Raw genomic sequence first — 12,807 nt, forward strand, 5'->3', positions numbered from 1 at the left:
AACTTAACGCAATGTATGCATCGAGATTAGCTCTTTATGCTTAAACAACTTCTATAAAAGAAATTATTTAGAGCGAGAGACCAGGTTCGAACTGGCGACATTCAGCTTGGAAGGCTGACGCTCTACCAACTGAGCTACTCTCGCATTTTGTAATCCATTAATTTAGATTACTTGGTGTTTCAATATTTTAAAATAGTATTCTACGTTTGACAGCATTTTTTTTACAACATATACATTTTTAGATTCCTCTCTAAAGTATATTTTTTATTAAGTAAAAAACTACACTAACTATTTTGTGGGGAGAGCAGGATTCGAACCTGCGAAGACGTAGTCAGCAGATTTACAGTCTGCCCTCGTTGGCCGCTTGAGTATCTCCCCAATTGATCAGAATTATTTTTGAATTTTGAAAGCGCAAAACTAATAAAATATTTTACATTTCAAAGTGAATAAAAATTTTTTTACAAATATTTAATACCTTTCAAAAAGAATGAATAAAAAACCTTATTTCTTTCCAAATAAAAACAAAAAAGCATACGGTTTTTAATCTAATTAATTAAAATCGTTGAACTGAATCAACATCCTAATTCTGATAAAATCTCAATATTTCAATGAGCCGATGGAGGGACTCGAACCCACGACCTGCTGATTACAAATCAGCTGCTCTAGCCAGCTGAGCTACATCGGCTTTTTTACTTTTTAACATAAAAAAGTCCGCTATTTCTAACGGACTGCAAATGTATTGTATTTTATTCTTTACACAAAATAATTTTTAAAAAAAATTACTACACATGTGCATTTAATTTATCTTTCCTTTTTTGCAATTGCCTTTCTAATGACCCAACACACTCATCCACACCACCTTCGAAGCTTTTATTAATTTTTTTAATAATAAATTCATCCCCAGGCACACTTAATAAAATTTCTGTAATTTTATTTTCCTTACTACTTGTATTCATCACCTTAAAAAAAACATCTGCATGAATTATTCTACTAAAATGGTTTTCTAACTTATCTAGTTTAGCCTGAGTAAAATCTAATAATTTCTGATCTACATTAAAATTTACTGATTGCAAGTTTACTTTCATAGGTATTAAGTTTAAATTGGTTGAACGAAAATTTCAAAACCTAAAAAGAAAACAAACGGAAGATAACATCTAGTTATTTTTATTCCTAGGATGAGATGCTTTATACACCTTTGTTAACTCTGCCATACTTTGATTCACATACACCTGCGTTGCTGCTAAGCTTGAATGTCCAAGTAATTCTTTTACGGCATTTAGGTTTGCCCCTTCATTAAGCAAGTGAGTAGCAAAAGAATGTCTTAGTATATGCGGACTCTTTTTTACTTTAGAAGAAGCCTCACTAAAATAGTTATTTATAACACGATACACAAGCGTTTCATACACTTTAACTCCTTTTTCTGTTAATATAAAAAACTGAATTTCTGAATCAGAAACAACTTCTTCTCTCAAAGACAAGTACTCCTTTATTGTACTAACAACCGAAGGTATTAATGGTATATAACGTTCTTTATTTCTTTTACCCAACACCTTCACTAAAGCATTAGACAGATCAACATCTCCCAATGTAAGCTCAACAAGCTCAATTCGCCGCATTCCTGTCGCATAAAACAGCTCCACTATTAATCGATCCCTCACGCTTTTAAAATCACTCCCGGTAACCAAACACCGCAACACATTATCAACCTCTTTAGAAGAAAAAGGTATTTGTAGTTTTTTAGAAACTTTTAGAGATTGATGCTTTGTTAATGGATTTTTATCAATATGCTCTATCTTCAAAAGAAATTTATAATATGTCTTGAGAGAAGACACTTTCCTATTGACAGTACGATTAGAAATCCCACCATCCACTAAAGCCACAATCCAAGATCGGATTTGAGAATAATTAGAAGTAGATATATCACTAAGACTATATTCTTTTTCAAAAAAAACAGAAAAAGACTTCAAATCTGCTTCATAGGCGGTAATTGTATGCCTGGAATACTTTTTTTCTAAAAGAAGATAATCAATAAACTCTTTAACAAACATAAAAAAAACCATTAGACTGTAAAAGTATAAAACTTTTCACATCTAATGGTTTTAATTATTATATACTAAAAAACGTAGTTGATTTTAAATTAAAATCAATATAGACAACGTTTTCAATAGTTACTAAATTTCTTCTGCGTCTCTTAAGTGCTGAATATATTGCGCTTTTTGAATCTGAGCTCTACGCTCTACAGAAGGTTTTAGAAACGCTTGGCGCTTACGTAATTGACGCATTGTTCCTGTTCTATCGAATTTACGCTTAAAACGCTTTAGCGCTCGATCTATATTTTCTCCGTCTTTGACTGGTATAATTAACATAGTTGGACCTCCTTTCTTTAAAATTAGGTTGCAAATATACTACAAAAGTATTATTCACAAAGCTTTATTTTGTTTTTTTTGATTTAATTTTTACCACACTTCAATAATCCACATAAAAACTTAAAAATCAATCAAATAGTTCTAATAAACTACTTCGATCCAAGGACACTAAGTATAAAAACGAGATCAACTCACTACAAGAATCAGGAAACAAGATTCCTTTACCTTGCTTCTATGTACTACACTCAAGGCAAAGCCTTGAGGAACTCTAGTAATTAAATTTTATTGAGCTTCAAAAACATTTTGATATACTTATTAATAACACCATAATTTAGGTTTTGGTCTTATATTCTTTTTTATCAATAACCATTTTAGCTATAATCTCTCGCAAAATCTCAGAAGTCCCTCCTCCGATAGGCCCTAATCGACTATCTCTAAACAACCGTGCTAATGGATACTCTTCCATATACCCATATCCTCCTAAAAGCTGCAAACATTTATAAATCGCCTCATCAGCTATTTTGGTAGATAATAGTTTAGACATTGTTGCTTCTTTGACTACATATTGCCCATCATTTAATCTTTTTGCTACCGAATAATTAAATTCCTTGCACATCTCTACTTCGCTTGCTATATCAGCAATCGTATGTCTTAATGCTTGAAATTTATCAATAGTTTTACCAAAAGCTTCTCTCTGTTTCATATAATTCACCACATAATCTAGAGCAAATTCACTTCTGGCATGAGCATTTACACCCATTATTAATCTTTCTAATGCAAAATGCTGCATGATATATCCAAAACCTTGATTTTCTTCACCCATTAAATTCTCTAAAGGAATGCTTACATTATCAAAAGCGATCTCTCCAGTATCTGAAGCTCTCCAACCTAATTTATCCAATTTGGTCGCAGAAACACCTGAAGCTCCTCTATCTATAACAAAAATACTGATCCCTTTGTTTCCTAGATCAGGTCTGGTCTTAGCTGCAATTATTAAATAATCGCTATAAACCCCATTAGTAATAAAAGTCTTAGAACCATTAATAATATATGAATCCCCAGATTTAACAGCGGTGGTTCTCATACCCGCTACATCAGAACCTCCAAAAGGTTCAGTAATACAAAGACAACCTATTTTCTCTCCGGATATACTTGTTCGCAGGTATTTTTCTTTGATTCTATCATCCCCTTCTTTATTAACATGTGTCATCGCTAAATAGACATGCGCCCATATGGCAGCAGCAAACCCACCAGAATTTATTTTCTGAAGTTCTTCTAAGAAAATAATGGTGTAAAACAAATCCAAATCCATTCCACCATATGCTTCTGGGTATGCGATACCAAAATAGCCCATCTCACCGAATTTCTTCCAGATAAAACGTTCTATAACTCCTGTTTTCTCCCACTTTTCAATATGTGGTACCACTTCCTTTTTTAAAAAATCCTGAAGACTCTTTCTGAATAATTCGTGCTCTTCTGTAAAATACATAGTGTTCAAATGATATCTTTAATTTCTTAACTAACACATCACTGAAATTTTATATTTCCAATTCTATATCTCATACTATAATACTATATAATATTGACAAAACTATATAGCATAGATGTCTATTTCATAGGATATTACTTATAAATGAAACATTTAAATCTTTAATAAAGAGATAATTTGAAATCTTGGTTTTGAAAATTTACAGCAATTTTTTTTCCGATTCTTAATCTAATTTCAAATATAGTTCTATTCTATCTATCTTTTCTAAAGAAACTCCTATGATTTTTTCTAATTCTTTGAAATCCGATATTTCTTGATTTTCTGACACAAAATCTCGTATCTCTAAAGCTGTTTCAAAATCAAAATAGGGAATCTCTACGAGCTCCTTTACTGTAGCTTTATTGATGTTAATCTTTTGTATTTTAACAGGAGTTTTTACCGTGTATAAGGCTAACAATTTAGTGCGCTGATGCTCATATAAACCGGAAATATCCTGAAGTTGTATATCACTAATAAAGCCACCTATTTTATCCCTGTATTGCACAATCCTTTCTGCAATAAAATCAGGAATTCCTATTTCTTCCATGAGCAACTCAGCGCTAATCTGATTTAGATCACCTTTTTGCGCGTAAGATTTAATTGGATACTTATTCGTAAAACTAGGTGTTGATTTTTTATTCTTTTGAATCCAATCCGGAAATTTAAAGAATGGCGAAATCTTTGCAAGTATAGAATCTGAAACCTTAGTTACTTTTTTAAAATCTTCAGTAGAATTTATCCACTTACCGTGACTTCTAAATTCATACAATTTATCTAATTCTAAAGTTGACAACCCTAAGACATAGCCCTTATAATCTGATATAAAATTTGGATTAAAAGGTCTCTGCTCATATGACTCTTTATTCTTAAGCACTTCTTCTTTTAAACAATTAATCTGTGATTGATGCACTGCAAGTTTTTTTAACCCAACGATATCTTCTTTCTGAGGATTAGGATAAAAATAAAAGGTTATCAATAAACAGAAAATTAATAAAGCAAATACAAAAATCCCATTTCGGAAACGTGTGTGTAACTCGAAATGGGATTTTAAAATTTTCATCTATTAAAATAATAAGATTAACTCGTAGAACTTTTTATAGCATCAAAATAACGAGCCAGTTGTTTCTTAACCACTGGAAACAAAAAGAAGAGTCCTATCATATTTGGAAATACCATCGCAAAAATCATAGCATCAGAGAAATCCCAAATGGACCCCATACTTGCAGCTGCTCCGATGATAACGAAAGATAAGAATAAAAGTTTATACACTAAATCCGCAGACTTACCTTTTCCGAATAAAAACTTCCAGGATTGTAATCCATAATACGACCAGGATATCATTGTAGATACTGCAAATAAAACAACAGCTATTGTTAAGAACCAGTCTGAATACGGTATATATTGAGCAAATGCTTTAGATGTAATACCAGCTCCTTTGACCGTCTCACATGACTTAGCTAATTCACCATTTTCATTAATTATATCTGTACACACCACTAATGCTCCACTACCATCTCCACTAACATCTGCGCCATACTCAAAGAAACCACCAAAATTAAATATCACAATGACCAAAGCAGTCATAGTACATATTATAACGGTATCAATAAACGGCTCTAATAATGCAACTAATCCTTCAGATGCAGAATATTTAGTTTTTACCGCAGAATGTGCAATAGAAGCGGACCCAGCACCTGCTTCATTAGAAAAGGCCGCCCGTTTAAAACCAACTAACAAAACACCAATAAGACTACCCACTCCAATGGCAGTAGGACTAAACGCTTCTGAAACTATTAAACTTATTGCATCATCCACCAATGAAAAATTACTTATAATTATATACAAACAAGCAATAATATACATTACTGCCATCAAAGGCACTACTTTTTCTGTAACAGAAGCAATACGCTTAATACCGCCAATAATGATAATTCCTACAAGAATTGCTAATACTACTCCTATCCAAAATCCTGCTCCAGTACTAGTTAATCCAAACAACTTTTTCAAAACCACCGTTGCTTGATTCGATTGGGCTGCATTACCCCCTCCAAAAGAGCCTCCAATACAGAAAATTGCGAATATGACAGCAGTGATTTTACCTAATACTTTAAAACCTCTTTCTTTCAACCCTTTACTTAGGTAATACATAGGCCCTCCGTATATAGTTCCATCTTCTCCTACATCACGGTATTGAACTCCAAGTGTACATTCTACAAATTTTGTAGACATTCCTAATAATCCACAAATAATCATCCAGAAAGTTGCTCCCGGACCTCCCAGAGCAATTGCTAATGCTACACCTGCTATATTTCCGTTACCGACAGTACCGGAAACAGCCGTTGCTAATGCCTGAAAGTGAGAAACTTCTCCTTCTTTACTTTCATCACGGATAGTATCTGGTATATCGCCGTCTACTGCTGCTGAAGGATCTCCCAGGCTATGCCCTTCTACATCATCATACTTACCTCTTACTACATTAATAGCTTTACCAAAATATCGAATGTTTGGGAATCCAAAATACAGTGTAAAAAACAAGGCACTTAATACCAATAAGATGATGACAAAAGGTGCACCATCAAATACTTCAAAAAATATAACACTAGAGAAAAAATCAGAAACAGGCTTAAATGCTTCGTCTATTTTTTTGTCCAGTCCCTTCTCCTGAGTTTCTTGCGCAAAAGTTAAAAATGGAATTATGAGTGTAAAAAGTGAAAGAAGAATTCTCTTCATGATTATGTGAGTTAATTGAATTTAGTTATTTTTTAAGAAACGAGCAAGATGCTAAAAAAAAGCATTGTTACCAATTATTTTAACTATTAAATTATAACGCAAAATAAAAGTGTATTAAAGGAATAACTCACTAAACCTACATTTTCAATACTAAATCTATATATAAAAAACAGATTGTATATTTTCTTATAACAAACTAAATATTGAATTCTTTATTCAATCGATTGATTTGTTCAGGGCGTCCTAAAACCACCACTTTAGACCCAGGCATTAAAATTGTATCTGCCTCTGGATTTACAATATATTCTCCATCCGGAGATTTATATCCTATAATAGTACAGCCTGTTCTGGATCTCATATCGATATTACGAATCGTTCGTTTTTTTGGAGTATCAAACATATCTTCATACGATACTTCTTCTATATTAATAGATTTTTTTCCAATAATAGATAAATTATCCAAGAATTCTATCAAATCAGGCACTACCACAAGTGATGCCATATGATCTCCTCCTATTCGATCGGGCATAATTACATTATCTGCTCCAGCCAATCTAATCTTTTTATAGGAAGCATCCTGAGATGCTCTACTTATGATCTTAAGTTTTCTATTTATTTGCCTTGAAGAAAGCACAACAAATAAGTTATCTGCATCTTCTGGCAATGTACAGATTAGACAAACAGCTTTTTTGATTCCTGCTTTTATCAAAACGTCATCTTCTGTAGCATTTCCTTCTAGAAAACAAAGAGCATCATTTTGATACCTTTCGATTAGTTTTTTGTCCTGCTCAATTACAACAAATTGTTTGTCATATGCTAATAATTTGTCCGCTGCCTGCTTTCCATTACGACCATAGCCAATAATGATAATATGATTTTCCAGTTTGTCTATCATCTTTTGTGATTTTCTATATTGCACTCGTTGAGGGTCGCTTTTACCTACGATATATTCTGTTATAACAGATAAAGAATATCCTAATATTAAAACACTCGTAGTAATCAAAAATATTGCAAATAACTTAGAGGTATCATCCAGGGGTTCTACCTCACCATAACCTACAGTAGACATAGTAATTATTGTCATATAAATAGCATCTATCCATGAAAGTTCGGACACAAAACGAAATCCAAATATCCCTATTATCATCACAGTAACTAATAGGGTAAGTGCTATATATATTTTAGATTTAAACCATGTTAATATCATATTTATAAGTCAAATACTGAAGTCCTTTTAGTATATAGTAAATCTTTTAATTTAAGCCAAAATGCTAGTGTAAGGTAAATCACAAAACCTAATCCAACCGTTGCAAAAGTGGCATAGATAAAAAATAGACGTACATTTTTAGCCCTCATGCCAAGGCGATCAGCTAACCTGCTGGAAACATAAAATCCGTTACGTTCTAAAAATTGTCTTAGATGATAAAGCATATTGCAAATTAATTATATTCTGTAAAAGTCTACAATTTATTTAGCAGATAATTACCAATCGCACATTTTAAACACTTTTTTTGCTCACAATATCCACTTTTGAGCTGGATCATCGATTGTGAATGAATAGCATCTTCTACAGAAATCCCTAAATTAGAGAATCGATCTATAATTGCATTCTTTTCTGCTGGTAATTGTGACATTATTTTAAATATCTCTTCTTCATTACTTTTACCTATACTTTTTGAATATAAAAACTTTAAAGGAATCACTGTATTGATCAATAGTAAATGAACAAAAGCCTTAGTTAAAATTTTCTTTTTAGGAACTGATATTTTAGCAAAAGTATAGTGGGTTTTCCAAAAATCACTGGTCTCTACACTAAATAGATCATAGAATTCATCCAGCGTATTTCTTTTTATAACCTCACTAAACAATTTATTATTTTTATGGTAAAGATTTGCTAACTGTGACAATCTAATAGTAGGGAAATTAGGCGGGCGCAATCTAAAAAACTGAAACGGTAATACTCCTTGATTTGTTAATTGAAATTTATGTTGTAAAAAATGGTAGGTTTTCTCAAGTTTTTGATCATACGGATCATTCAGATCATTGCCTAGTAAATTTGCCTGACCAAAAAATAAGGCCTCCAGCATATCCAAATCAGAACTACATTTTCTTACTATCGAAAAATCAAAAGAATTTGCCAAACTAAAAAATGCATCACCGTTTACCTTTAGTCCAAAATTCTTTGACAATAACTTAAACAAAACAGTCTCCCAATCATTAGAAGAATCCTTTAATAACTTTTGTATTAATACTGATTTTTGCTCTAATCGCTCCAGATATAATCGTTCTTGCCAGTTAGAAACAATAAATTTTGAAACTTCTGATAAACTCTCTTCACATGGAATCCATTTCTCAGTATCTTTTTGAAAAACGTTTTCATACTGTACCAATAATGTTGTATCTACATAATCTGCCAACTGCAAGGAAGGTATAATAGAATTATCATTTCGAAAAATCTCAATATCATCTTCCCACACCACATGTAAAATAACATTATCATAAGCACTATCCTTTTCATGATGATGAACATACCAATCACTAGATTTCTTATGAATCTCTACAGTACCTGCCCATATCTGATTATCAATAGTCAACTGTGCGTTAAAAAAGTCAGGTCCAGAATTAGATTGGTTATGATCTCCTGTACGTTGAAGCACTATTTTTTCATTCTTTGTTGTTCTGAGATTAGAGAAATCAAACTTCTTATGTTTCCAGAGGTAATGGAGAAAATCTTCCTTCATATAGAGTAAATAATCATTGTCATTTTTCAATTCTATGAAAGTAATAAAATTATTATAATCTTATATGTCAATCCCAATATCATTAATAAAGTAAATTTATTTAAAAAAGTGTACTGTGTTCTTAAAACTGAGCGAGAATATTCTTAAGAGAACAACTTTATAATTAACTTCTAGATTTTTACCTCCCAGAAACAAAATTATCCTGCTTATTTTTTCAACCGTATCAGAACCTGTAACTGGCTTAAAATTTTAATATAAAAGTCATAGCTTCATCAATTATTACGATTCTGCAATAAAAAATGATATAATGCCACGTTTTTGTTAATGAAATAATAATATTCTTAGGCTTATTGTCTTTTTATTCTTCTTACAAGTGATTAAGAACTAAAAAATCACAAAAATGTACTATTGGTAAGATTTTTTGTATTAATGGAAATTATTAGGATCATTTCATTTCATTTCTTTGTCTAAGAATTAAGAAACTAACTTTTAGTCAACAATATAAAGATTACAAAATCCTAAGCTTAGTTGAGTTTGTGTTAGGTTATAAATGGTCGTCAATTTTGATGACCATTTATATTTTATAGCATTTCTAGAAATTAATAATTTGTTTTCCATTTTATCTTATATGCTGTCGATACAAGACAACCCAAAATGATTCAGATTAAAATCAAGCTTACATACTCACATCAGGATATACATTAAACCTATTAAAAAAAGCTTTTTTAAACTTTGAAGAATTAGAATAGTTAAGATTATTCATAACTTCTTTTATAGACAAGCTCTCAGTAAAAATCATATTATAAGAGCTTTCCAGTTTTTTATTATTAAAAAATTCTAAAGGAGTTTGATTATGAATTTCCTTAAACATATTAAAAAAATTAGTTCGACTCATATGTGCCATTGATGCTAATTGATCAACTCCTATAAAAGGCTCATCTAGATTGGCTTCCAGATAGTTGCTTACTTTATAGATATTACCTACCTGTGAGCTATTAATATTAAATGGATTCCCATCTGTTTCCCATTTTAATACATCTTTCCAAAAAGTTTCCAGCAATCTAATTCCTCTTGCTATATAATATAGATAATTTTCTATTGCATCCTCCTTGGGATTTACAATTTGATCAAAAAATATAGATTGCTTATAAGAGAGGTAAAACTTATTAATATATTGATGAGAATACCTAATATATTTATCTATTTTCTCTGCCATGTCACTATTTTTCATAAAATAAGGCTTGACATAAGAACTTTTTAGTACAATCATAGTAGATTTTACTTCTGCGCCTTTTGGAATATATACCTTTTCTCCCTTTTGAGCATCTATACATCTCATATTACCAGGTGTATAATTGTCAGAATAAGAACTTACAATCTCATTTTTATGAATTTGATGATCCAGTGCATATTTCCTAAAGTGCAAAATAATATCTTTTTCGCGGATTGGTTTTCTCTCATATTCTATATCTACATTTGCCTTATAATTATTAATTAAAAGGAATACTTCTGGAGATATTTTATAATAACTCAGATATCCTTCACCTATCTCAGGTGGGAAATAAATACGATCTGAAGTACCTTCAGGATTCAGTTGGCTTCTAAAATAGCTCCTTAAAATATCTATATCAGAAAAATCAAATGAATATTTGTTCATGGTTCTCAAATTTTATGAGGATTCGTCAACTTAAAGAGTGTTTTTTTACCAGAACGTTGCGTTAAAAGTTATCAAAAATCAAAATTAACTATTATAATCCGTAAAAAGTTAAAACTACTATTTACCTATACACTATAATATTATAGATCTTTAAACTAAAAAACAATCTACCCAGGTGATTCATTCAGATAAAAACAACCCCTATATTAACTGTTAACAGTTAATATAGGGGGATTGTTGTGTTGAGTAAATATAATAAATTATTTTATATGACTGATTACATCATATTTTGTAATAATATGGTGAGCACCGTTTTGCAGTGATACTATTACTGCAGAATTACCTTTCTTAATCAAACCTGATATCTCATCTAATGATGTATTAGATGTTACTATAGGAAATGGTGCGTTCATAATTTCGCGGATAGGTGTATTACCCATATTTTTATCATCAAGATATGCTGTAAACAAGGCGCTCTCATCTACAGAGCCTACAAAACCTTCACTATCTACTACAGGTATTTGTGAAATCTGAAATTTACGCATACGTTCAATAGCATGTGAAACCAGTTCTTCTGTTTTAACTGTAATTAAAGGTTTCTCTATATGATCTTTTACTAAATCAACTGCTGTAGACACTTCTTCTTCAAGAAAGCCTCTTTCTCTCATCCAATCATCATTAAACATTTTTCCTACATATCTACTTCCATGATCATGGAATAAAACTACAACCACATCCTCTTTTTTAAAATTTTCCTTTAGTTGTAATAATCCTTTGATAGCAGCTCCAGCACTATTACCTAAAAACATACCTTCTTCTTTCGCCAGTTTCTGCGTATATACTGCTGCATCTTTATCTGTAACCTTTGTAAATCCATCAATTATAGAAAAATCAACATTTTCAGGTAAAATATCTTCCCCAATACCTTCTGTTATGTACGAATAAATTTCATTTTCATCAAAAACACCTGTTTCATGATATTTTTTAAATACTGATCCGTAGGTATCAACACCCCAAATTTTTATGTTAGGATTTTTTTCCTTCAAATATTTACCAACACCAGATATAGTACCACCTGTACCAACCCCCACAATAAAATGTGTAATCTTACCTTCTGTTTGTTCCCAAATTTCAGGACCTGTGCTTTGGTAATGGGCTTTTGCATTAGATGGATTATCATATTGATTGACATACCAGGAATTAGGTGTTTCTTCTGCTAATCTTTTAGAAACAGAATAATATGATCTTGGATCATCAGGTTCAACATTTGTTGGACACACCATTACTTTTGCACCTACGGCTCTGAGAATATCCATTTTCTCTTTAGATTGTTTATCCGCCATTACACAGATTAACTTATATCCTTTTACAATAGCAACCAATGCTAATCCCATTCCTGTATTACCAGATGTTCCTTCAATTATAGTACCTCCCGGCTTTAATCTCCCATCTGCTTCTGCATCTTCTATCATTACTAATGCCATACGATCCTTAACAGAGTTACCTGGATTAAAAGTTTCGTATTTTGCTAAAACCAAAGCATCAATATCTTTAACTAAAGCATTCATTTTTACAATAGGCGTATCTCCTATAGTTTCTAATATATTTTTTGCGTAATTCACGAGTTAAACGTTTTTGAGTACATTTTTTGAGTTATTGAGTCCTGTTAAGGTGTTCAAAGATACAAATACCAATTAAGAAGTAAGGGGTTGATTACACCAAACCCAAAACACTAAAATATTTAATTTTCAGACAGCCGCACTGATAACAAAATAACTCAGATGA

The 12,807-nt window shown here is 31.5% G+C and carries 11 protein-coding genes and 3 tRNA genes; all 14 read right to left on the reverse strand.

The window, feature by feature from the left end; translation table 11 throughout:
- Positions 1–71: 71 nt before the first annotated feature.
- A tRNA-Gly gene (locus ABD816_RS01700) sits at positions 72–144 on the reverse strand.
- Between the two features lie 152 nt (positions 145–296).
- Positions 297–378 (reverse strand) — tRNA-Tyr (locus ABD816_RS01705).
- Between the two features lie 233 nt (positions 379–611).
- A tRNA-Thr gene (locus tag ABD816_RS01710) sits at positions 612–685 on the reverse strand.
- Between the two features lie 97 nt (positions 686–782).
- The gene (gene hpf / locus ABD816_RS01715; protein ID WP_344924155.1) at positions 783–1,085 is read right to left on the reverse strand and encodes a ribosome hibernation-promoting factor, HPF/YfiA family; all 303 of its coding nucleotides are present in this window, start codon (positions 1,083–1,085) and stop codon (positions 783–785) included.
- A gap of 69 nt (positions 1,086–1,154) precedes the next feature.
- Positions 1,155–2,048: a tyrosine-type recombinase/integrase gene (locus tag ABD816_RS01720; protein WP_344924157.1), complete on the reverse strand. Its 894-nt coding sequence runs from the start codon at positions 2,046–2,048 to the stop codon at positions 1,155–1,157.
- Between the two features lie 123 nt (positions 2,049–2,171).
- Positions 2,172–2,366: a 30S ribosomal protein S21 gene (rpsU, locus tag ABD816_RS01725; RefSeq protein ID WP_344924159.1), complete on the reverse strand. Its 195-nt coding sequence runs from the start codon at positions 2,364–2,366 to the stop codon at positions 2,172–2,174.
- Positions 2,367–2,697: 331 nt separating this feature from the next.
- A complete protein-coding gene (locus tag ABD816_RS01730) occupies positions 2,698–3,864 on the reverse strand; it encodes an acyl-CoA dehydrogenase family protein (RefSeq protein ID WP_344924161.1) in 1,167 nt (388 codons plus the stop codon).
- Between the two features lie 214 nt (positions 3,865–4,078).
- Positions 4,079–4,954 (reverse strand): helix-hairpin-helix domain-containing protein, encoded by an 876-nt coding sequence (locus ABD816_RS01735; RefSeq protein WP_344924163.1) that lies wholly within the window; start codon positions 4,952–4,954, stop codon positions 4,079–4,081.
- A gap of 17 nt (positions 4,955–4,971) precedes the next feature.
- Positions 4,972–6,624, reverse strand: coding sequence for an alanine/glycine:cation symporter family protein (locus tag ABD816_RS01740; RefSeq protein WP_344924165.1), 1,653 nt, complete (start codon positions 6,622–6,624; stop codon positions 4,972–4,974).
- A gap of 196 nt (positions 6,625–6,820) precedes the next feature.
- Positions 6,821–7,831, reverse strand: coding sequence for a potassium channel family protein (locus ABD816_RS01745; RefSeq protein ID WP_344924167.1), 1,011 nt, complete (start codon positions 7,829–7,831; stop codon positions 6,821–6,823).
- Between the two features lie 2 nt (positions 7,832–7,833).
- Positions 7,834–8,055 carry a PspC domain-containing protein gene (locus tag ABD816_RS01750; RefSeq protein WP_425549102.1) on the reverse strand — a complete coding sequence of 74 codons (222 nt, stop codon included), beginning with the start codon at positions 8,053–8,055 and terminating at the stop codon, positions 7,834–7,836.
- 29 nt (positions 8,056–8,084) lie between these two features.
- Positions 8,085–9,365, reverse strand: a complete 1,281-nt coding sequence (locus tag ABD816_RS01755; protein WP_344924168.1) for a DUF2851 family protein — start codon at positions 9,363–9,365, stop codon at positions 8,085–8,087.
- A gap of 676 nt (positions 9,366–10,041) precedes the next feature.
- Entirely contained in the window at positions 10,042–11,022 is a 981-nt protein-coding gene (locus ABD816_RS01760; RefSeq protein WP_344924169.1) for a helix-turn-helix domain-containing protein, read from the reverse strand.
- 260 nt (positions 11,023–11,282) lie between these two features.
- Positions 11,283–12,644 (reverse strand): pyridoxal-phosphate dependent enzyme, encoded by a 1,362-nt coding sequence (locus ABD816_RS01765; RefSeq protein ID WP_344924170.1) that lies wholly within the window; start codon positions 12,642–12,644, stop codon positions 11,283–11,285.
- Positions 12,645–12,807: the final 163 nt, after the last annotated feature.

The sequence above is a fragment of the Aquimarina addita genome (assembly GCF_039539305.1).
GTDB lineage: Bacteria > Bacteroidota > Bacteroidia > Flavobacteriales > Flavobacteriaceae > Aquimarina > Aquimarina addita.